The sequence below is a fragment of the Amphibacillus jilinensis Y1 genome (assembly GCF_000306965.1).
Taxonomy (GTDB): domain Bacteria; phylum Bacillota; class Bacilli; order Bacillales; family Amphibacillaceae; genus Amphibacillus_C; species Amphibacillus_C jilinensis.
Map to the genome: position 1 here is coordinate 32,598 of NZ_JH976444.1, position 23,241 is coordinate 55,838.

The following is a 23,241-nucleotide window of genomic DNA, read 5'->3' on the forward strand; positions in this document are numbered from 1 at the left end:
TACACCCGCTGGACCTGTGGGACCCGTCGCCCCTGTTACACCTGCTGGACCTGTGGGACCTGGTATTGTTCTGATTATTTTAGCTGGCTTAGGTTCCGGCCTCTTTTGAGGTGGACAAAGTTTTCTTCCAGTTGGATAGCAGATAACTTCTTTATAACAACACGAACTTTTTTTACTGCCTTTTCCTTTTCTCACCTTATCACCTCCTTATACCTTAATCTATTCTAAATTAATTGGGAGAGGACGGCTTATATAATTACTTAACAAGCCTTTATGTTTTACCCGTGTAAAGGCTAACTTGAAAATCCGATATTTAGCAACAATTAAGTTTTCATAAGCTTGTTGGTGTGAAATAACTTCCTTATCCGATGCTAAAGTATTCTACAGCATCAGAATTAGCCACAAAAAAATTAGACGACGTCATATTTAATAACAAAAAAGATGATTAAATAACGTTACGTAACACCTATTTATCAGCAAAATGTCGGTATTTTGTTTTTTTACAAATAAAAACACTTTAAGGAAATTAGCTTAAAGTGTTGATGCAACAATGGTTATGTATGGTGGAGCATAGCGGGATCGAACCGCTGACCTCTACACTGCCAGTGTAGCGCTCTCCCAGCTGAGCTAATGCCCCAGAATTATGTGTCCTAAATTATTATAGCCAAACCTGCTCGATTTCGCAACTATAAAACGAACTTCAACCAGTGGGCATTTTACGGACGGTTATCTGTGATAAAACACTATTTTTATTGACAAATGTGCCCTCGCTTCGTTAAACTTGAATTAACATATAACGGAAGAGGTGAATGTTAGGCCGATGAAGTACTAATCCTATCAACTCATATGATTTTAAATTAAGAAGAGAAAGTGAAGCGCCTTGGTAAGCATCTTTCTTATGCCTTAATTTAAACTGGAGAATAGGATGATATCGGCAGAACATTTACACAAGAGTGTTGAGCGCTCGTCAGACCCTCAATACGTGTATAGCTATGTCTCCTATTCTCTTTGCAGAATAGGAGGCTTTTTTATGCTTCCAATCAGGAAGGAGCGGAGTGATAAACATGGCTGTTATTGAATTAGTAAATATTAAACAAGAAACGGACGGTAAACCCTTGTTCGAAATCGAGTATCTTCAAATTAAAAAGCATGCTCGGATCGGATTAGTTGGCAATAATGGTGCTGGGAAATCCACATTGTTAGCATTAATCGCTGGACAGACAGCGTTAAGTCAAGGAGAAATTAAGCGATTTGGTTTTGTTCAACTTTTACCACAGCTAAAAACCACCGCTACAACTGAAAGTGGTGGTGAAGTGACTCAACGCTATATTAACGATGCGCTAGCCAAAAAAACGGACGTTTTACTAGCTGATGAACCCTCAACGAACCTTGATCGCCAACATATTGAAAAATTAACGATACAATTAAAGCGGTGGCAAGGAGCTCTTGTTCTTGTCGCTCACGATCGCGCTTTATTAGATGCACTGTGTGATGAAATTTGGGAAATTGATCAGCAGAAGATAAATGTCTATGCTGGAAATTACAGCAATTATCGCAAACGAAAAGAGCAAAAAGCAGCTGAGCAAGAAGCTTCCTATCAACACTATGTAGAAAAGAAGAAACAATTAGAACGGGCGCAGATGCTAAAACAACAAAAAGCAGAACGCGCAACAAAAAAACCGAAACAACTAAGCCGTTCAGAAGCAAAAATAACTGGTGCCAAACCTTACTTTGCTAAAAAACAAAAAAAATTACACCAGACGAAGAAGGCATTAGAAACACGGCTCGCCCAACTTGAAAAAGTCGATAAACCTTATCAAACACGAGCGATCAAAATGGATATACCTGATGCCAAAAGCATACACCAACGACCGATCATTCGGGTAACCGATTTGGCGGGTCAGATCGAAAATAAAATGCTGTGGCAGCCTGCCAGCTTTCAAATTAAAGGTGGCGATCATGTGGCGATAATCGGTGCCAATGGTGTCGGCAAAACCACATTAATTCATATGATTATCGATCAAGTTCCTGGTGTAGAAAACTCACCAGCAATAAAAATTGGTTATTTTCATCAAAAATTAAACACACTTGATCTGAACGCATCTATTTTAACGAATGTTAGTAAAGGAGCGATTCAATCAGAAACGTTAATTCGCACTTTACTCGCCCGTTTGCATTTTTTTGAAGACGATGTGAATAAATCCGTAGGTGTGTTAAGTGGTGGTGAACGTGTAAAAGTGGTGTTAGCGCAATTAATGGTGAGTGATATAAACACATTAATTTTAGATGAACCGACTAACTTTTTAGACTTAGAAGCTGTCGAAGCGCTCGAAACACTACTAGCAGACTTCCCTGGTACTTTGCTGTTCGTCTCACACGATCAATGGTTTATTGAAAGATTAGCAACAAAATTAATCGTGATCGAGAAGCAAACATTAAAATTATTTCCCGGGACATATCGACAATTTAATGGACCCGATCATCAGCATGACCAACAAGCAACTGATTTAATGGTAATAGAAACCCGCCTTTCTGAAGTGTTGAGTAGACTTAGCTTAAATCCAAGCGACAAGCTTGAACAAGAATTTCAGGCTTTGTTAAAACAAAAACAGCAACGATTAAACAAATAGTAGAAGCTGATCAGGTTACGCACCAATACTCCTGATCAGTTTCTTTGTTTCAGCATCTTCATACAGAAGGCCGCTACGACACTTATCTATAAAACAAACGTTCAATCAGTCGGCGGAGGGCTACAGGATGTAGGTCATGCAGACGTTGCCACAGGACGTGGCGGTTTTAGTCTGTAATCCTTTTAAAGGACGTGGCGGTTTTAGTCTACGATCTTACTCACCCACTGATTGATAACTGAGTGGCACAAGAGTGTTAGCTCCCGCCTAAAAAGATTACTCTACTCTCTATTCTGTGGCGGGCCTTTTACCGTGGGCGAACTGTAATGACCTAAATTTTTCAAAAAATATAGTTGACAATATGAAATCTGTAGTTTAATATTTAAGTAAATACTTAATCACTTAAATAACGAAGGGGGAAATGTGATGAAGGAAGCATTTAAGGCTTTATCAGACCCTACGCGAAGACAAATCTTAGATTTATTAAAAGATCGCGACCTTACAGCTGGTGAAATTTCAGAACACTTTAATATGTCGAAGCCAAGTATTTCCCAGCATCTGAAGATTTTACGACAAGCTCAGCTCGTTTTTGATAACAAAAAAGGACAGTTTGTATATTACACCTTAAATACGACGGTCTTTCAAGAATTAGTAGGTTGGGCAATGGATTTTATTAAGAAAGGAGAAAGTGAAAATGAATAAACATCGATTCCCTTTATTATTAATGGGGCTCGCCATTCTCTTCTGGCTTGTATTTTATCATCAGTTGCCTGAAGACATGCCAATGCAATGGGGAGCAGACGGATCTGTTAATTGGACGGCTCCTAAACTCATTGCTCTTTTATTTAATATAGGTAACATGGTCTTCATGTACTTGATCTTGTATTTTATTCCGAAAATTGATCCTAAAAAGAAAAATTATCGACAATTCTCGAAAGCTTATTATGCGACAATGTATGGTATGGTGGTGCTTTTCTTCATAATCAACGTCTTTGTTGTATTAACTGGAGCAGGTTATGACTTTAATATTCATATATTAGTCCCCGTTTTAGTTGGATTGTTTTTTATCATTTTTGGTAACTATATGCAAACACTCAAGACAAATTGGTTTTTGGGGATTCGAACACCATGGACTTTAGATAATGAAGCAGTTTGGCGCAAAACACATCGTTTAACAGCAAAAATATTTATTATAGCTGGTATTATTTTTGTTATCTTACCTTTTCTTGAAGAGTCGATAATTATACCTGTATTTGTGGTTGTGCTTGTCATCATTTTTATTACACCGATTGCTTATTCTTATCTAATTCACAAGAAAAGTCAGCATTAATCTTAGGAGGTGAGGAGATGGATCAAGCTTTAGAGCTGATTAAACTATTATGGCCACTCATCCTTTTACAATTCATTTTAACAATTGCCGCATTAATTGTTTGGTATCGAACTGAAGAAACAAAAGGTGAAAAATGGGTGTGGCTGTTAATTATTCTATTTGCCAACATGATTGGCCCCATCTTATTCTTTATTATTGGAAGGAGAGATCGCTAAATGCCATTACAAGTGAAACAGTTAACGAAGACATTTGACCAGCACCGAGCTGTTGACCAAATCAGTTTCAGCTTAACCCCTGGGAATTGCATTGCCCTGCTTGGTGCTAATGGGGCCGGAAAAACAACGACTTTACGTATGTTATCGGGCTTATTAAAACCAAGCTCCGGCTCGATTTCATTCAATGCATTCGCTCAAGGCAAAGATATACGAGCGTTTATTGGTTATTTGCCACAATATCCTGTCTTTCACAATTGGATGTCGGGAAGGGAGTTTCTTATTTACGTCGGAGAACTTGGTCATTTATCAAAAGAACAAGCAACCAAACGCGCTGATCAACTGTTAGAACGGGTTGGGATTGCCGAGCAAAAAAATAAACGAATTGGAAAGTACTCGGGCGGGATGAAACAACGACTCGGAATTGCTCAAGCTTTAATCCACAAGCCAAAACTTATTATGCTTGATGAACCTGTATCTTCGCTTGATCCGATTGGAAGACGCGAAATATTAAGCCTTTTAGCAGATTTAAAAGATGAAATCACGATTCTTTTTTCTACCCATATTTTAAATGATGCTGAAGCAATCAGTGATGAAATCATCCTCATGCACAAAGGGAAAATTATTGAACAGGGTCTTTTAAGTCACTTGCGCGAAAAATACCAAACAAGAAAAATAGAGCTTCATTTCAAACCGTTTGATCACGTAGAAATTCCGAAATTAGATAAATTACCTAGCGTTCTTGAAGTAACACCACATCAAGAAGGGGTAACTTGTCTTGTTGAAAACACTGAAATAGCTAGACAAGCAATATTAGAATTAGCGATTGAGCAGCATTGGCCTTTAAGCCTTTTTTCAATCGGGAAAATGACTTTAGAAGATATGTTTATGGAGGTGATTGATAAGTGAGTGTATTTGTTACGCTATTAAAAAAAGAGTGCCTTGAATCTTGGCGCCAATTCAGTTGGTTTTGGGTGCCGATTGTCTTTATCCTACTAGCAATTATGGATCCATTAACGACTTATTATATGCCTACTTTATTAGACGCTGTCGGTGGCCTACCTGAAGGAACGATTTTTGAAATGCCTGATGTTACAGCAGCGGACGCAATGATGATGAGCCTCTCGCAAATGAGCATGTTTGGTGTACTTATTATCATTTTGTTAACGATGGGAACGATCTCGGGTGAAAGAAAAAGTGGCGTCGCCGAATTAATACTCGTCAAACCCGTTAATCATTCTCTTTATATAACAGCAAAATGGTTAGCTAAATTAATCCTTTTTCTGTCATCCTTTATCATCGCCATGCTTTCCAGTTGGTATTATATTAACTTATTATTCGATACGATAACCTTTACGGATTGGTTTTATATGGTGGTGTTTTATAGTTTATGGATTGGTTTTGTCGTCTCACTTACTATTTTTTATAATAGTTTTTCTAATAAACCTGGTCTCGTAGCAGCAAAGACAGTTGGAACGTTAGTAATGATGGCACTTGTCAATAGCATCCTTTTCCATCGTCTGCCTTGGTTTCCTAATAACCTTAGTACACATATTGGACAAATGCTTAATGAGGGCAGATTATCTCAGGAGCTTTGGGCAACCGCCATTATTTTAGCACTTTTAAATGGTTTGCTACTCTTTTGTTCTTTTGCAACGTTTAGAAAAAGCACCCATTAGTTTACAGGCGCTTTTACCAAGTTTAAGTTAAGTAAAATAATTAGGTTAACAAGCAAACGCGTTCGCTAACACTTAGTGAATGCGTTTGTTTACGAGTCAAGACCCAATCACTGCTTTTCATGAATCGTTTCCGCTCCCTATTATTGTGCATGATGAGAGCGAACAATTGGTAGTGTACAACATCGATAAGAACCGCCTGATTTAATAATTTCATCGAAAGGCACTTCGATCACCTCATAGCCTCTCCCCACTAAAGCTTGGTTAACCTGTGTGTTCTCTGGTAAGCTGATCACCTTCTTATCGCCAATTGATAAGACATTCGTACCTAATGTAAATTGTTCCTCTGCTGATACATGGATCAACTGATAATTTGCTTTAAGTTTATTGTAATCATCTTTCACCATCCCATCTTTGTACACTAAAGCGAGATCAGGTGCGACAATATTAAACGTACAATCTAAGTGTAAAATATCTTCCTTTAACGTAACCGATTCAATTTGATACTGAGGTAATTGAGTCCTTAATCCTTGAATAGCCGCTTCAGTTGTTCGGTCACTAACGCCAATCCAAATTTTCTTATCATCAATTAAGACATCGCCACCTTCAATCGAGTCGATTAACACCTCATGATAAGGGAGCTCTTCTTCTGCTAAAAAAGCTTTTAAATGACCTGTTTCTTCAATTCGTATATGACTAGCCATTTTCGCTATAAACACATGCTCTCCAATTGCAAAGCCAATGTCTCTAGTAAATACCTGTTCATTCAAAGCTGGATCAGGTGTTATTTCAATAACTTTAACACCATGATTTTTCATAACTTCAACAAAATATTGATGTTGTTTTAAAGCTAAATCAATATTAATATTTTGCTTTTTGTAACGTTTCTGTGTCTCATTAATTACTTTTTCAATCCTCATATAACGCGGTGATGATACGATGACTTGTTTTAATCGAACATATTCTGTGTGACAAGTAATTTCTCGCTTAACGAGCATATCGCGCTCTCCCCTTCTGACCTTTTTATCCAGTATAACAGAGTTTTTCACAAATCTACCCCATTTAAACGAGATAGTAAATCGGACTAAAAACGAATATCTCATGATTATTCACATAATTAACTGATTTATACGGTTTACACTATTTTAACTACATTTAATTGAATATATATTCAATTTTATTTTTGTTAAAATTTTTTCAACTTAATGATTTGGTTTCCTTATAACGGCTGTTTGTTAATCATTAATCTTTACCAGAAAGATCAGATTCATACGGGTGCAAAAAGCTATCCAGCATTAATCTATTTAGTGAATGACTTGTTTAGCAGAATAATAAAACGAACTTTCAAAGCGTTTGTTTCACAGACGGTTATCTGTTCCCGTTCAAACAGGTGATCGCTCATCTAGTTTGAAGAGGGGTTTACGGACGGTTATCTATGATAAAATGGGTAGGCTTGCATACAAAACAAAAAAGTTAGCTTTTACACTAACTTTTTTGGAAACGTTCAATTATTCTTTTGTCACAAGAATCTGATTATCTTTTACATCAACAGATATGCTTTGTATGTCTGTTTCATCTAGTAAGAGATCTGTTATACCATCCTCAACCGTCTCTTGGATGACCCGGCGCAATGGACGCGCCCCAAATTGTGGATCATACCCCTGTTCAGCAAGGTATTGTTTAGCCTGAGTGGTAACCTTTAATTGATAACCTTGTGCTTGAAGCTGGTTAGAAAGCTCTTCTAGCATCAAGTCTACAATCCGAATCAAATGATCTGACGCCAATTGATTAAAGGTAATGATCGCATCAAACCGATTTAAAAACTCTGGCTTGTAGAAATCACGTAAATGCTCAAACGTTAAAACAGCTTCATGATTATCTTTAGTAAAACCAACAGGGTTCTCTTTTATCGTTGAGCCGGCATTGCTTGTCATAATAATCACGGTGTCTTTAAAACTTACTGTACGACCATGACTATCTGTTAGATGACCGTCTTCCATAATTTGCAGGAACATATGTTGGACATCTGGGTGCGCCTTTTCGATCTCATCTAACAAGATCAAACTATACGGTTTACGGCGCACTTTTTCGGTAAGCTGACCAGCTTGTTCATGACCAACATAACCTGGTGGCGAACCAATAATTTTTGAAACGGCATGTTTTTCCATATATTCGCTCATGTCTAAGCGAATCAATGCTTCTTTCGTTCCAAATAACTCTTCTGCTAATACTTTTGTCAATTCTGTTTTTCCTACACCAGTCGGACCAACAAATAAGAACGAACCAATTGGACGATGTGCTGACTTCAAACCTGCTCGACTACGGCGGATCGCTTTAGCTACTTTATCTACAGCATGATCCTGACCAATGACTTTAGCAGCTAATTGTTTTTTAAGGTTTTTCATTTTCGTTTGCTCATCAGCTTGCATTTTTTTTACGGGTACGCCAGTTTTTTCTTCTATAATCGTTTGAATATCTTCAATAGCTACATCTGCAGATGGTGTATCCTCCGCTTGTGCTAATTGTTTCTCAAGTTTTAATTCCTGATGACGTAAATGAGCAGCTTGTTCATAATCTTCTTTTTCAGCAGCTGCTGCTTTTTCTTTAGCAATGTCAGCCAGACGTTCTTCAATCATCGTCTTATCTGACTCTGCATGGACTAAGTTCAAACGTGAACCTGCTTCGTCAATAAGATCAATCGCCTTATCTGGTAAAAAACGATCTTGAATATAGCGTTTTGATAATACAACAGCTTGTTCAATAACAGCATCTGAATAACGAACATGATGATATTGCTGGTAGCGATCTTTTATCCCTTGTAAAATTTGAATCGCTTCTTCAACACTCGGTTCATTAACCATGATCGGTTGAAAACGACGTTCTAGAGCGGCATCTTTTTCAATTTGTCGATATTCTTTTAGCGTTGTCGCACCGATCAATTGGAGTTCACCACGAGCAAGTGCAGGTTTTAGTATATTGCCTGCATCCATTTGTGAACTTTCCGCCGTGCCTGCACCTACAAGCAAATGAATTTCATCAACAAACAATATCACATGATGACGCTGTTGAAGCTCATTAACAAGCTGCTTCATCCGCTCTTCGAATTGCCCTCGCACGCCTGTATTTGCTACTAGTGAAGCCACATCAAGCATGTATACTTCTTTGTTAGCTAATTTATTTGGCACTGTTCCTTCAATGATTTTGACAGCAAGGCCTTCTGCAATCGCGGTTTTCCCAACGCCTGGTTCTCCTATAAGAACAGGATTATTTTTATTGCGACGGTTAAGTGTCTCAATGACACGCTTAACTTCTTGATCACGACCAATAACGGGATCGATTAAGCCAGCTTTAGCGACATCTGTTAAGTTACGACCTAGTTGATCAAGTAAACCTCCTCTACCTTTGTTTGCTTCCGTTTGATTATGCTGCCCTTGAAAGGCAGCAAAGTTTGGCTCGTGTCCTGTATGATCACCTTGGCTGCCAAAAAAGCCTGAAGGGTTCATCGATTGTTGTCTTAATTCAGTGAAGCATGTTTCACACACTTGTAAGTTTTCTGTATGTTGATTGATTCGAAGTGTTACATTGACAGTGGCAGGGCGTGTTTGGCATTTTTGACAATTCATTTTACTTTCCTCCTTTAGTTTGACTATCTTTGACCTTAGTATACTCTGACCTTTTTTGACTTTCAAGCATTTTGCATAAAACAACCTTTAATCAGGACATTCGCGTCTATTATCTATGAGAAAATATCTCTGAAAGCTTGCATCAATACATCACGTTGATGGCAATGTGTGTTATGATAGAGTTAACTAAAAGGAGGCGTTGAAGATGAAATGTACCATTCAAAGCCAAAAGAAACAAGCTGTACTAACCATTAAAAAGCTTACATTATATCAAAGATGTAAAATAATTCATGCAAAGGGACGATCTGGAGCTGATTATTATCTCATCTTCCACAAAGATCGTTATATAAATACAGCTAAAATCAACCATTTAAAAGATGATGGTTTTATTAAGAAAGCCTTTAGCAACGGCCTAGTCATTAAAGGAGCCCATCCAGCAATCTACAAATTAGTCAACGACCACGTTTTTATGTGTACACGTATGACGCAGACGATTAATAAATTCAAGCAACGCCAACCGAACCTTGAACAAGTAATTACGCTCACTTATTTTGATCAATTTATAACAAAAGATGAACTGATCAATGCTTTTATTGATTGCTTTCGAGACTATCGACGCAAAGGAAATATACAAAAAGCCTATAATGTTCTCTCTGTATTAAAACACTATGATCCAAACAATCAATTTGCTAAAGAAATGCTCGCTTCAATGACCTTCCAGGGCTATCAATCAACATATAAAGAGTATTTTTATTACACACCTTTAGATCCCCAACGTTTGTATGATATCTTTACACATCATGAACGCTCCGTCGATTTATCTATTTTAGTCACTTATCGATTACTGAACCGTTTTTCATTAACGGATTGGAATGTCTTTCAAAACTTTTTATCTTCTTATCCCAAAGAAGTACAAGCTAACACAACATTTCAATTATTTAAACAGAAGCCTGCGCTAATAAAGTATAGGTCCTTTACAGATGTCCTTTTAACTCATGCCAATACAAAGCAATTTTTTAAAATTGTTTTCAATGATTCCTTTCCACATGATCTTTATCAACCCTTATTCATTAAACATATGGAAAACGCCTCAGAAGAGCTTATTATGGAAGTATTTAATAATAAATATCCATTACAAGAAGTGATTAAAGATTTTCCAATCAATAAGCAAGAACAAGCGATTCGTCCAATGATTGAAATTATTTTAAAGCATACTTCAATTCATGAAGTGCTCGCATGGTTGGAGAATTTCAAGCATACTTTTTCCTTTCAGTCCGCATTAGAACAAATTAAACAACTTGAAGAAAACCCTGACAAGCAAGATCAGCTTGGTGATCTATATAAAATGTTTAACGATCTGGACCATGCCATCAGTTGCTATAAATGGGTAATCGAATTTAATCCTAATCATGAATTGACATTAAAAAAGTTGATCACACTACTAAAGCAGAATGGTCAGAATGAAGAAGCTGAAGCATACCAACAGCAGTTTATTCAGCAAAACAAATACTCCAGCTAGCCATTGTCACTTCAAGGTGTGTGCACCTATGTCATAACTTCCACCTACTGACTAAGTGGAGCATCAGATCATAAATGTTACTAGCACCTGTTATGATTATTATTCATCAACAGAGACGCTCTCAATAAAACCAACCTTCAATCAGTACGTGTTTGGGTGCTACTCCCACAAATTGATTGTGGAATCGACAAGTAACTTACCTTAGATAGATGAGCGATTGCTTCTATTTTGTGGCGGGCGTTTTACGAACGGTTATCTGTGCTAAATCCAAAAAAATTGAGGTGTTAATGTGACTGCTATGAACAAACGCTTTAATGCGATTATCGATATTGGTTCAAACACCATGCGGCTGGTTATCTATCTCCAAGAAGAAACAGGGCGTTTTCGTAAAGTTGAGAACGTTAAAGCTGTCGCACGACTGCGCAATCATCTTGATACAGAATTGAATTTAACCGAAGAAGGAACAAAGATCTTGATTAATACCTTAAAAGACTTTCGCGAGGTATTAAGTATATATCCCTTAGAGCATTTTGCTTGTGTTGCTACGGCAACGATTCGTCAAGCAAATAATAAGAAAGCACTAATAAATAAGGTAAAAGCCGAATTAGATTGGGATATGCGTATTCTCACTGATCAAGAAGAAGCTTTTTATGGCTTCTTAGCAGTTGTCAATTCTACCTCATTAAAAGAAGGAATTACTGTTGACATGGGTGGAGGAAGTACGGAAATCACTTATTTTAATGATCGAAAATTAATCCATGCACACAGCTTTCCATTCGGAACACTAACACTAAGATCACTGTACAACGACGACCGAACCGATGAAGAAAATGCTCAAGTCATTAAAGGATTTGTGAGAAAACAGCTTAGCCGCCTTGATTGGCTAGGTGATCGTCATGTCCCCCTTATTGCAATTGGGGGTAGTGCACGTAACGTTGCTCAAATTGATCAAAATGATAAGGCTTATCCAATGGCAGGTTTGCATCAATATCAAATGTATGATGAAGACCTTGATCGCATTGCAACTCATTTGAAAAGCCTCTCACTTGAGCAACGCCAAAAGGTTGAAGGACTGTCAAAGGATCGAGCAGATATTATTATCCCTGCTATTGAAACATTTTTGTTACTCTATCAGATCGTGCAGGCCAGTGGTTTTATTTTAAGTCAAAAAGGGTTACGTGAAGGTATTAATTATCAATTATTGTTAGCAGAGCAAAAAGATTATTTATTCCCCAACGTGCTTGAAGACAGTATACAAGAGTTAGTCATCGACTATGATTTAAATATGAAGCAAATTTTACATGTCCAATTTCTTACAAGAAAATTGTTCAACAAGCTAGTTGAAAAACATTTAAACATGCTTACTAAACAAGATTGGTTGATATTAACGCATGCGGCTTATGTGTTTAATTTAGGCGAATATATCGATGCTGAATCAAACGCACAGCATACTTTTTATTTACTTGCCAACCGAACGATTGACGGTTTAATGCATAAGGACAAGTTGAAAATTGCGCTAGTCGCCTCTTTTAAAAATAAAATGGTTTTCAAACAATTTATTAAGCCTTTCAAAACTTGGTTAACTACACAGGAGCAAAAAAAATTGCAATTGCTTGGTGCATTATTAAAGTTCACCTATTCATTAGACGCTACGAAACGACAGGTTATTAAAGATTTTGATTTGAAGATTAAACGGAAACAAATGAAGCTCACCTTATATGGTAAGAGTAATGTGAGCGCAGAAATGTATCAAAGTGAAAAACAAAAGAAACATATTGAGAAGGCCTTAGGAAAAGATATCGTTCTTAACTTTAAAACTTAACCATTGTTCATATAAGGAGAGAATCAGGTGGAGTTCCTAAATCATTCATTAAATACATTTAACCATCCTACACTATTTAATAATCGTGAAATTAGTTGGCTTCGTTTTAATAAACGTGTTTTGGAAGAAGCAATCAATAATAGTAATCCCCTTCTTGAACGGTTACGCTTCCTGGCCATTTTTTCAGCAAATTTGGATGAGTTTTTTATGGTTAGGGTAGCTGGTTTAAAAGACCAAGTGCAAGCGGGGTTTAATCGTAAAGACAATAAATCAGGCTTAACTCCTTTGCAGCAGTTAGCTGCAATTAACGAAGAAGTACATCCACTTGTCAACCAACAACAGGGTTATTATCAATCGATCAGACAGGAATTAACTAAATACGATATCACGATTTGTAAAATTGAACAGCTCTCAACTAAACAACAAAAGTGGTTAGCAAAATTTTTTGATAATATGATCTTTCCCGTCTTAACGCCATTAGCTATTGACGCATATCGCCCATTTCCTTTGTTAGCAAATAAATCTTTAAATATCGCCGTTGTTCTAAAAAGTAAAACAAATGATAATCAAGTTAATACAGCAATTGTTCAAGTCCCGGCATTGCTCGATCGCTTCATCCATGTCATCGGTAAGCACACTTATGTTTTATTGGAAGATGTCATTATTTACTTTCTCGATAAGTTATTTAATGGGTTTCAAGTTAAATCAACGACCATTTTTAGAATCACTCGAAATGCAGATATGAATATTCACGAAGAGGGCGCAAGAGATCTTTTAAAAGAAATTGAAAAGGAACTCAAAAAAAGACGGTGGGGGGCTGCCGTTCGGCTTGAAATAATGGGGGAAAAACATGATCGCCAGCTGATCAACTTCTTACAACACGTTTTAGACATCGATGAACCTGATCTATACTTTCAAAATGAGCCATTAGATCTTAGTTTTTTATTTGACTTTTATCAGCATTTAAAAACAGATTACGAAGCGTTAACTTATCAAACACTGATCCCTCAGCCAGCTCGAGAATTCAATTCAGCACAAGATATTTTTGAACAATTGAAAGCTAAAGACATCATGCTACACCACCCATATGAATCATTTGAAGTTATTGTCGATCTTATTGAAACAGCAGCACAAGATCCAAATGTGTTAGCAATAAAACAAACCTTATACCGTGTAAGTGGTGACTCACCTATCCTCGAAAGCTTAAAACAAGCCGCGGAAAATGGAAAGCAAGTGACCGTACTCGTTGAATTAAAGGCTCGCTTTGACGAGGCAAATAATGTTCAGTGGGCAAAAATGCTCGAAAAAGCTGGTTGTCATGTCATCTATGGTATTAATGGATTAAAAACACATAGTAAAATTACCTTAATTGTTCGGAGAGGGGATCATCGGATCGAACGTTTTGTTCATTTAGGAACAGGGAATTATAACGATCAAACCGCTTCACTATACACTGATTTATCAATCCTGACCGCCCGTCGTCAACTCGCAATTGACGCAACAAATTTCTTCAACTTTTTAAGCGGTTATACAAATAAACCTACTTTCCATTATTTATCCATGTCACCTTATTCGATTCGTCAAGATTTCTTAAATTATATTGATGACGAAATTGCGCACCAACATCAATTTGGTAATGGCAGAATCATTGCAAAAATGAACGCATTAACAGACAAACCATTAATTATCAAATTTTATCAAGCTTCTCAAGCAGGGGTGAAAATTGATTTAATCGTTAGGGGCATTTGTTGTTTGAAACCAGGTATCCCTGGTGTTAGTGAGAATATCCGTGTCCTTAGCATTGTTGGACGTTTCCTAGAACACAGTCGCATCTACTATTTTCATAATAATGGTGATGAGCGCTATTTGTTGTCTTCTGCTGACATGATGACAAGGAATATGGTCAAACGGATTGAACTTCTCTTTCCAGTACTTGATCCAAACCATCATGAACGTTTAAAAACAGCTTTACAGTTATTTTTAACTGACAATACAAACACACGAGAACAAGATGCCAATGGCTATTATCACTACCTTTCATCAGCAGATCAAACAAATAAGCTTAACAGCCAATTAAAATTATTTGATTTTGCCTATAAACTAATGGATGATGAAGAATAACTTTTATAAAGCCATCTGTGCATTTTTAACTGGTCTAGCTAAGCTAAAACCGAATGATTATTTCACCTATCATTCGGTTTCTTTTTTAATAAATATTTATTTGTGGTGTGACTGCTTTTTGCTATGTTATCGCTTATTATCTAATATCGTGTAATGGTTCAAGCAGGTAATCTTGAATAACTAAATCATCTAAAGATTTAAACGTGTAACCTTGTTCGCGGAAAGTTTTAATCATGTGTACCAAAGCTTTTGCATTATCCTCTGAAACGGTGTGCAACAAAATAATTGCCCCCGGATGGAGCTGTTTCTCAACTTGTTGATAGGCCGATTCCCAGCCTTTCTTTTGATCACTATGCCAATCGACGAATGCTAGCGACCAGAAAACATGGATATACCCTAACTCACTTGCCCACTTTATTGTATCTTCATTAAATGTACCACCTGGTGGTCTAAAGTATTGTAACTTATCTATCCCCGTTATTTTTTCTACCGCACGATCTAAATCCGTCAACTCTTTTTCAAAATTAGGTTTAGTCAAACCAGTAGAATCAGGGTGATGATAAGAATGATTACCAAGGAGGTGACCTTCTGCAACCATCCGCTTAATCAGTTCAGGTTCACTTCTCACATAATGACCAGTGACAAAGAAAGTAGCAGGAACTTGTTCTTCTTGAAGCACATCTAGTATACCTGCTGTATAACCTGCTTCATAACCATTATCAAATGTTAAATAAATATTCTTCTCTTCAGAATCATCAATATAATAGCCACCATATTGTTTTAGCAAATCACCATATTTTCCAACATCAGGTGGTTGATGATCATACCCTTTTTTAAATCCCCAGCCATAAGCATAGCTTGACTGTGGTAACATGAAGGCCATAACAGTTATTATAAGTGTTACAAGTACACACTTCTTCAAATCTTTCACCTGCTTTTTTCTTTAGCTTACCGAAAGATCGAATCAATTATACAATTGTTTTATAAAATTAATGCAGCTAACCAACCAAAAATAATAAGTGGGATATTAAAATGTATAAATGTTGGTACACATGTCCCCCAAATGTGATCATGCTTGCCATCTGCATTCAAGCCAGATGTTGGACCGAGTGTACTATCACTTGCCGGTGAACCTGCATCGCCTAATGCAGCAGACGTCCCAATCAAAGCAGCAATTGCAATTGACGAGAAGCCAGCTGCAATACCAATCGGAACATATAAAGCTGCTAAAATTGGCACAGTAGCAAATGAAGAACCCATACCAAGTGTAATCAATAAGCCAACCAACAATAACACGATCGCAATTAACGCCTGGTTTGTTCCTAGCATCGTTTCTGTCATTTCAACAAATGCCGTAATAGCGCCAACTTCTTGTAGCAAATGACCAAATCCAGCGGCAACAAGCATAACAAAGGCAATTGTGCCCATCATCTTTATTCCTTCGGTCATCACACGATCACCCTCACGAAATGGAACAATAAGCAAAATAAACATTAGCATCAATCCGGTTAATGCACCAATAACTAATGTTTGCGTTAATATCTGGACAATAAGTGCAGCTAAAATCGCGATTAGTGTTAGTGCATGCTTGCGATTAAAGCGTGGATACGCCTTTTGTTGTTGCTCCTCAACTGAAGCGTTGTCTTCTTGCTCGATTTCAATTGGCTTACGATAGCTTACAAATACCGCAAATAATAAACCGAAAACCATCCCTAATCCAGGTAACGCCAATGATTTGGCTATATCGCCGATTGAGATAGCAAGTCCATTTGACGCCATCCCTGATTGAATCGTTTGATGAAAAAGCAAACCATAACCAGCAGATATCGTAACATAAGGTGCTTTCAGTCCAAAAGTCAATGCTGTTGCTACAGCCCGACGATCTAATTTCATTTGATCAAATAACTTAAGTAAAGGTGGAATTAATAAAGGAATAAAGGCAATATGAACGGGAACAAGGTTTTGCGACAATGACGCAATCCCTGCAATGAATAATACCAAAATCGCGCGTTTCCCCGACATAAAATTAATTAAATAACGAACAAGAATAGTCGTAATGCCGGTATAGGAAATAGCAACCGCGAATCCCCCTAAGATGATATAGCTTAAAGCCGTACTTGATTGTTCTCCCATCCCATCAATGACCAAACGTATCGCTTCAATTATCGACAAGTTTGCCAGTAATCCTGCAATCACACTTGAAATTAGTAGTGCAATTAACACATGTACGCGTAATAAACTTAGTAATAATAAACTTAATACTGAAATAATAACAATCCATTCCATAACATTGACTCCCTCTTTTTCTTTAATGCTTTACTATGGTAAAGCATTATTGCAAAAAAATCAATCCCTTTTTAAAGGATTGATTGAAAAAAATTATGCTAACTTTTGTTCCATTTCTTCAATTAATTTGATTAAACGATCAACATCCTCTATTGACGCCTGACTTGGTTCCAATTTATCCAGTTGGTTGAGGAAAGCTTGTAATTGTTTTTTCAATTGGTCAATGTTAACATCTTGGCACATATCGTAACTCCTTTTTTATTAAAGATACCGTCCGTAAAACCCACACCACAAAATGGAAGCTAACGCTCATCTATTTAAACATAAGTTAACGGCCGCTAATGTCCTTCATTCTACAATCAATCTTTTGGGGGCAGTAACCAATCCCACCACTGATTGAAGGTTTGTTTTATGCATCCTTTCTATATTAAGCGAAAAAGCTACTGCTGTCCAATCACTCTCCAATCATGTTATAATGAAAACGAACATTGAGATCAGCTGTTTAGACGAGAACGAATGGGTGGAAACGTCCTGGTTACTCAACATCTAATCAGTTGAGGGACGAAAGCTCCTACTAATTGAAGGTTCGTTTTATTGGAGGTAAAGTAATGGATTTTTCTTGGCAGCGTTTTTTAGAAATCATGACGCTTATATTTGAACATAATTTAACAAAAATAGCACTTGGTGGTTTAGTCATTTTAATTTTGGTTGCTCTACTCCAACGGCTTGTCCGTTCCGTGCTCTCCCGTACAACACTTATTGACGGCAAAGAATCAACAACGATTATATCGCTTATTCATTCGATTATTAAATATATTGGCTCAATTGGCTTTATCTTTTATGCCTTATCTGTGTTTGGCTTGGACATAGGTGGCATGCTAGCTGGTGCAGGTGTCCTTGGTATTGTCATTGGTTTCGGTGCTCAAAGTCTTGTACAAGATCTATTAGCAGGTCTCTTTATCGTATATGAAAAACAGCTCCAAAAAGGAGATTGGGTTATTGTAAATCAACAATATGAAGGTTTAGTTGAAGAAGTAGGTTTTCGGGTTTTAAAAATCCGGACATGGTCAGGAACCATTATTTCTGTTAATAATGGTCAAGTACAAACAATCGAAAATTTCAATCGCGAGAAGATGCGACTGATTGAAACCATCACAACAAGCTTTTATGAAGATCCATCGAAAGTGATGCGTGTCTTGGAAGAAGCTTGTGCAGAATTAAATCAAAGACTTAGTGAATACTTAAAGAAAGATTTGTCTGGTGACCCTGTTGAGCCGTTTAAACTAATTGGGATGGGATCACTTAATGATCATTATCACGGCTATAATTATATCATTACCGGTTTATGTCAAGATTTAACCTTCTTCCCAGCAGCACGTGAGGCCCGATCTATTATTGCTCAACATTTATATAAGCACCACATTCAAATGCCAGAACAGCAAATTATTACCCGACATAAAGAAACAAATAACTAATAAAACCAACGATCGGTAGTAGAAATCCGTTATCCGTCGCCTATATAGCTTTACTCTGCTCTCTATTTTGAGGCGATTGATTAACGAACGGTTATTTAAATAAGCTAGTATATCGCTGTTTCTTTAGCGAATATACTAGCTTTTTATATTTGGTATTTTTAATTTTCGGCTCTAAAATATGTGTTGTAGTAACGGTACATCTTCCACTTTTCTATGAGCAAAAGAGGAAGATGTCATTTACCACATGTTTAAATACAGAAGTCCAAAAGCTTTTCGTTAACTTAAGTGGAATGCTAAATAATGCTGAATCGGCAACCATGTCATCACTTCTTCTTCGACGACATTCTTTATTTTTAGGGTTTGATTTCTACCAGTCATCGATAAGTAGACTTCTCCGTATGTTATTATACCTGATTCTTTGACTGCGGCCGCATATGCCTCTAACCTTTCTGCTCCTGCTTCATTTGCTAGAGGAATTTGTTTCTCAGTCGTTGCGCCAAAAACAGCTTTGTAAGCAATCGGCCATTCCACCCGCTCACTAACACTAGTTAAAACCATAGATTGAACTTGATCACTATTAGCGACTTTATTTTGTATTCCACCACTGATTTGTGCTTCTTCGTTTTGCAAATAAGTGAGCGGGGTACCTGAGACAAAATTTTCATTAATTTTTTGATAGGCCCAATTCACAGAGGTTTCCTTTGATTGATAATGAAGCGGCCATCTGCCTAAATAGACCTCACTTGAGTAGCCAAACGCAAACTTCGAATTATTCACATCGGTGGCATTAAGTTGCTCAATAAAATGTGGATTGGTAATCTCAACTTCACTCTTCTTTAATAGTTTTTCAACAAATCCTTCAACATCAATATCTTTAATCGTTTCTTGCTTTTGTTCTACTGTGTTTTCTTCTTCTACCGATTGAACATGTGAAGGTAAGTTTTGAGAAAAAGTTGAAATAAAATCTGTTGCCGCGGTTACTGGCGTAAATGTACAAAGAAAAAAGAGAATAGGTAACATAAACTTCATTTGCTCGTTTCCTTTCAATTCATTTTTCAATAGTTTACGTCAAACCGGTTATTTTTATGTAAGATTTACTATCAGCATCAGTCGAGGCCCCACTTTACTAGCAAAACATGCTACTAAAGTGGGGCTTTGATTAACTCCATTAGCTAGCAGGACTTATACATTCCTGGTTACCTAGGTAATGAACGCTCTTTTTTCTAAATCATTGTGTTTATCTCATATGAAAGTCAATCAAATAAACACTTTGATTTTTAAACGCTAATTTAGTGAAACTAATTCTAATGTTTCCACAATATCAATGCTATCTTCAACAGATCGAATAATAGCACACTTTGCTCGTGCATTTTCTAGCACGCGATAGAGCTTATCAATGTTTAGATTTCTTCCTTTAACAACAAAATGCAACTTAATTCTTTTAATGCGGTTACCTTCTTTTTCATCTTTAGTCACTTCACTTCTAATAAAGAAATCATCAACATGGGTATGATGTAGTTCTAATAAATCAGTGAATTCTTGAGCACTTGAGCCAGCAATGGCCGATACCAACAAATGTTCCGGTTTATAGCCATGGTATAAATCTTCCGAAACATCTAAAATACCATAAGCTAATTCAACACGAATACCTTCTTCTTTAAATTTAAATAACATAACATCGACTCCTTCTATTCGTTCGATTATTTTTATCTACCCTTTTTAAGTAAGCAATATGCTTTTTATGAGAATGGATTGTTTTTTAGGCGTTAAAGCCTTAAAGTTATAGTGGTGCAAAAGATTATATACTTTGGAGGTGAAACGACATGCTCACAAACCGAGCGCGTTTCTGGGTACTGATTAGTTTTATTATGATTTCAGGATTTGTACAAGGGATGCTACTTCCCTTATTAGCAATCATCCTAGAACAAACCGGTGTATCTTCTTCAGTTAATGGTCTACATGCTACGGGTTTATATATTGGCGTTCTAGTCGCTTCACCTTTTATGGAAAAACCTTTACAAAAATTTGGTTACAAGCCGCTGATTTTATTTGGGGGCGCGATGGTATTTGGTGCTTTAACATTATTCCCTTTGTGGCAGAATATTTGGTTCTGGTTTGTTCTTCGCTTCATAATCGGTATCGGTGATCATATGTTAAGCTTTGCTACACAGACTTGGATAACATCAACTACCACTCAGAAAAATCGTGGTCGAACGATTGCCATCTACGGGTTATTTTTTAGCCTAGGCTTCTCGTTAGGCCCTTTAATGGCACAACTTGTGTCACTTCATGAACATATGCCTTTTATCACAGCCGCTTTTCTCTGCTTCGGTGTTTGGCTGATCGTATGGTTTGTTAGAAATGACTATGTAACAGAAGACGATACATCAATCACTGTTCAATTGGCTGCTACATCTACCTTAGGGAGATTTATAAAAACAACTAAAATAGCTTGGATTGCTTTATTAGCACCGTTCACTTACGGAATTTTAGAAGCATTGCTTCATAGCACATTTCCTATTTACGGTTTGAGAATTGGTCATGGTATCGGACGAATTTCATTAATTATTTCTACCTTCTCCGTGGCAACATTATTAACTCAAGTTCCACTTGGGGCACTCAGCGATCGTGTTGGACGTGATCGTGTCCTCCCTGTAGTTACAGGATTAGGAGTAATTATCTTTTTACTTAGTGCTCAATTTGACACTTACTTTCTCGGATTAACCATTACTTTTGCAATAGCGGGTATGTTACTAGGATCGTTGTTTTCGATGGGTGTGTCTTATATGGCAGACCTATTACCACGCACCTTACTTCCATCTGGTAATATTATGTGTGGTATTACTTTTAGTATTGGAAGTATGATAGGTCCCTATCTAGGAGGGCTAATTATTAATTACTTCCCTAAGCTATCCTTTTTTTATATCATTGTAGTTGTTTTGTTTATTATAACTTTTTTATTTGTAATAAAAAAGCAACATGCTCTAATAAAAGAAAAAAACATCTAAAAACAGCTAGCGATAGCTTTCCTCATTTTTTAAAAAAGAAGCTCCGAACATGGGATTATTCGAAGCTTCTTTAATACATTCATCATATTTATTAACTCAACTTTCGCACACTGAAAATAGTTATTCAACCTTCTCATACGTTTAAACACTATTTCATTCCGATAAGCAAAGGATTCGCTTTTCGCTGGGATGGCTTCAGCTAACTTGAGTCGCAAAGATCACGCCTCAAGTGGATCTTCAGCTCATCCTATGGGAGACTGCTGAAAAACTAACCCCTGGGGGGATTTTGAATTTAAAGGATTTTGTACTCACTCCAGTTACAGACGATCGCTTTCCGCGGGCACCGGCACAAAAGCGTTATCTATTTTCACTCCTTACGTCGTAAAATAGTGACGCTCTAGCCTGAGGCTGATGCTATTCCTCAAGGCGTCTCATCCATTGGCTTTCTCCGTTTGATATGGCGGTTCTTTCTATATGTTTTTTTGCAGTTGAAGTTAGACATTCTACACAAGAATGACTCAAGCACCCAGCAGTCCCATAGACTCCTATGGGAAAAGCGCGAGCTGAAGATCCACTTCGGCTAGTGCCTGTTGGTTGCCGAAGTTAGCTGAAGCCGTGCCCATGGAAAGCGAGGGGACTACTGGGTGCGCTGCGCTAATGATTATATTGTTTATTAATCATCATCTAACACGTACAAAAATAAATGAATACTACTTTTTCAGCAGTCTCCATCCTATTTCCGCAGGAGTCTCAATCCTTGCTTATCCCAACTTAGACTGGTGGTTCATACTAAATCAGATGAGAAAGTTGAGTATCTGATTAAATATAACAACATTAAATAGAAATCACTTGTTCTATTTTTTCATTTCTGATTTACGAAGCGATTAAAGTGTTGTTCTAATTGCTCTTGAACAAAAGCAATACAAATGCATAGTGGCCAGTAAATAAGTGCGACAAGAATATACATGGTTAATGTATCAAAAGTTCGCCCACCTGCAATTTGTGTTTTCTGAAACAATTCAGGAACGGTAATAACAGCGGCTAGTGAGCTCGCCTTAACTAAATCTAAGAAAATATTAGTTAATGGTGGAATGGCTATCCGAGCCGCCTGAGGTAAAATAATGCCAGCCAATGCTTTTCGATAATTTAATCCTACTGTGAAGGCCGCTTCCCATTGACCGTCATCTACGCTACTTAGCGCAGAACGGTTCACTTCTGCAATATAAGCTGCACTGTTAAGACCAAAGCCGAGAATAGCGGCTTGAAAAGCAGAAAATTCAATTCGAATAGCAGGTAAACCAAAATAAATAATAAAGAGAAAGACGAGGATGGGCGTTCCTCGCATAAAAGAGATGTAAAGACGTGCCGGCCAACGTAACCATCGACTCTGATGATGACGAGCTAATGCTAGCGGCAAGCCAATCGCCATGCCAATCGCCATACTAATAAAAGAAACATAAATGGTCATTGGCAAACCACCTAATATAAATGGTAAATTTTCAATTGCTAGTCTTACATCAAAAAAACCGACCAAACCCATCC

The 23,241-nt window shown here is 37.2% G+C and carries 19 protein-coding genes, 1 tRNA gene and 1 pseudogene; 11 read left to right on the forward strand and 10 right to left on the reverse strand.

What is annotated here, in order from left to right:
- Both B494_RS21545 and B494_RS0117775 read right to left on the reverse strand, forming a co-directional pair.
- Positions 1-195: pseudogene (locus B494_RS21545) on the reverse strand (hypothetical protein); the annotation flags it as partial.
- Positions 196-561: 366 nt separating this feature from the next.
- Positions 562-637, reverse strand: a tRNA-Ala gene (locus tag B494_RS0117775).
- 427 nt (positions 638-1,064) lie between these two features.
- On the opposite strand from B494_RS0117775, the gene abc-f reads away from it, so the two are divergent.
- From abc-f to B494_RS0117805, 6 genes are all read left to right on the forward strand, one after another.
- Positions 1,065-2,630 (forward strand): ribosomal protection-like ABC-F family protein, encoded by a 1,566-nt coding sequence (gene abc-f, locus B494_RS0117780; RefSeq protein ID WP_017473732.1) that lies wholly within the window; start codon positions 1,065-1,067, stop codon positions 2,628-2,630.
- 423 nt (positions 2,631-3,053) lie between these two features.
- Positions 3,054-3,329 (forward strand): autorepressor SdpR family transcription factor, encoded by a 276-nt coding sequence (locus tag B494_RS0117785; protein WP_017473733.1) that lies wholly within the window; start codon positions 3,054-3,056, stop codon positions 3,327-3,329.
- Positions 3,322-3,957, forward strand: a complete 636-nt coding sequence (locus tag B494_RS0117790) for an SdpI family protein (protein ID WP_017473734.1) — start codon at positions 3,322-3,324, stop codon at positions 3,955-3,957. The genes B494_RS0117785 and B494_RS0117790 overlap by 8 nt, the downstream gene beginning before the upstream one ends.
- 17 nt (positions 3,958-3,974) lie before the next feature.
- Positions 3,975-4,172: a PLD nuclease N-terminal domain-containing protein gene (locus tag B494_RS0117795; RefSeq protein ID WP_017473735.1), complete on the forward strand. Its 198-nt coding sequence runs from the start codon at positions 3,975-3,977 to the stop codon at positions 4,170-4,172.
- Positions 4,173-5,078: an ABC transporter ATP-binding protein gene (locus B494_RS0117800; RefSeq protein WP_017473736.1), complete on the forward strand. Its 906-nt coding sequence runs from the start codon at positions 4,173-4,175 to the stop codon at positions 5,076-5,078.
- On the forward strand, positions 5,075-5,848 hold the full coding sequence (locus tag B494_RS0117805; RefSeq protein WP_017473737.1) for an ABC transporter permease: 774 nt from the start codon (positions 5,075-5,077) through the stop codon (positions 5,846-5,848). Before B494_RS0117800 ends, B494_RS0117805 begins: the two co-directional genes overlap by 4 nt.
- A gap of 140 nt (positions 5,849-5,988) precedes the next feature.
- Here the strand turns inward: B494_RS0117805 and B494_RS0117810 are convergent, their stop codons facing one another.
- A complete protein-coding gene (locus B494_RS0117810; protein ID WP_241211442.1) occupies positions 5,989-6,894 on the reverse strand; it encodes a dimethylarginine dimethylaminohydrolase family protein in 906 nt (301 codons plus the stop codon).
- A 459-nt stretch (positions 6,895-7,353) separates the two neighbouring features.
- Positions 7,354-9,468 carry an ATP-dependent Clp protease ATP-binding subunit gene (locus B494_RS0117815; protein ID WP_017473739.1) on the reverse strand — a complete coding sequence of 705 codons (2,115 nt, stop codon included), beginning with the start codon at positions 9,466-9,468 and terminating at the stop codon, positions 7,354-7,356.
- 205 nt (positions 9,469-9,673) lie between these two features.
- Here B494_RS0117815 and B494_RS0117820 point away from each other — a divergent pair, with 205 nt between their 5' ends.
- The 3 genes from B494_RS0117820 to B494_RS0117830 all read left to right on the forward strand — a co-directional run bounded on the left by B494_RS0117820 (position 9,674) and on the right by B494_RS0117830 (position 14,930).
- Positions 9,674-10,987, forward strand: coding sequence for a tetratricopeptide repeat protein (locus B494_RS0117820; protein ID WP_017473740.1), 1,314 nt, complete (start codon positions 9,674-9,676; stop codon positions 10,985-10,987).
- 298 nt (positions 10,988-11,285) lie between these two features.
- The gene (locus B494_RS0117825; protein ID WP_026065321.1) at positions 11,286-12,809 is read left to right on the forward strand and encodes a Ppx/GppA family phosphatase; all 1,524 of its coding nucleotides are present in this window, start codon (positions 11,286-11,288) and stop codon (positions 12,807-12,809) included.
- 27 nt (positions 12,810-12,836) lie between these two features.
- Positions 12,837-14,930 carry an RNA degradosome polyphosphate kinase gene (locus tag B494_RS0117830; protein WP_017473742.1) on the forward strand — a complete coding sequence of 698 codons (2,094 nt, stop codon included), beginning with the start codon at positions 12,837-12,839 and terminating at the stop codon, positions 14,928-14,930.
- Between the two features lie 136 nt (positions 14,931-15,066).
- Here B494_RS0117830 and pdaA read toward each other — a convergent pair whose 3' ends face one another.
- The 3 genes from pdaA to B494_RS21220 all read right to left on the reverse strand — a co-directional run bounded on the left by pdaA (position 15,067) and on the right by B494_RS21220 (position 17,459).
- Positions 15,067-15,852: a delta-lactam-biosynthetic de-N-acetylase gene (gene pdaA / locus B494_RS0117835; protein WP_017473743.1), complete on the reverse strand. Its 786-nt coding sequence runs from the start codon at positions 15,850-15,852 to the stop codon at positions 15,067-15,069.
- A 59-nt stretch (positions 15,853-15,911) separates the two neighbouring features.
- Positions 15,912-17,216, reverse strand: coding sequence for a Na+/H+ antiporter NhaC family protein (locus B494_RS0117840; RefSeq protein ID WP_017473744.1), 1,305 nt, complete (start codon positions 17,214-17,216; stop codon positions 15,912-15,914).
- Between the two features lie 93 nt (positions 17,217-17,309).
- Complete coding sequence (locus tag B494_RS21220) at positions 17,310-17,459, reverse strand: SE1561 family protein (protein ID WP_017473745.1); 150 nt, start codon at positions 17,457-17,459, stop codon at positions 17,310-17,312.
- Between the two features lie 365 nt (positions 17,460-17,824).
- Here B494_RS21220 and B494_RS0117850 point away from each other — a divergent pair, with 365 nt between their 5' ends.
- On the forward strand, positions 17,825-18,691 hold the full coding sequence (locus B494_RS0117850) for a mechanosensitive ion channel family protein (RefSeq protein ID WP_017473746.1): 867 nt from the start codon (positions 17,825-17,827) through the stop codon (positions 18,689-18,691).
- Between the two features lie 276 nt (positions 18,692-18,967).
- Here the strand turns inward: B494_RS0117850 and B494_RS0117855 are convergent, their stop codons facing one another.
- Positions 18,968-19,720, reverse strand: a complete 753-nt coding sequence (locus B494_RS0117855; protein ID WP_017473747.1) for a YfkD family protein — start codon at positions 19,718-19,720, stop codon at positions 18,968-18,970.
- A gap of 255 nt (positions 19,721-19,975) precedes the next feature.
- Positions 19,976-20,365: an OsmC family protein gene (locus B494_RS0117860; RefSeq protein WP_017473748.1), complete on the reverse strand. Its 390-nt coding sequence runs from the start codon at positions 20,363-20,365 to the stop codon at positions 19,976-19,978.
- Positions 20,366-20,514: 149 nt separating this feature from the next.
- Here B494_RS0117860 and B494_RS0117865 point away from each other — a divergent pair, with 149 nt between their 5' ends.
- Complete coding sequence (locus B494_RS0117865; protein ID WP_017473749.1) at positions 20,515-21,699, forward strand: MFS transporter; 1,185 nt, start codon at positions 20,515-20,517, stop codon at positions 21,697-21,699.
- A gap of 862 nt (positions 21,700-22,561) precedes the next feature.
- On the opposite strand, the gene B494_RS0117870 is transcribed toward B494_RS0117865, so the two are convergent.
- Positions 22,562-23,239, reverse strand: coding sequence for an amino acid ABC transporter permease (locus tag B494_RS0117870; protein ID WP_017473750.1), 678 nt, complete (start codon positions 23,237-23,239; stop codon positions 22,562-22,564).
- Positions 23,240-23,241: the final 2 nt, after the last annotated feature.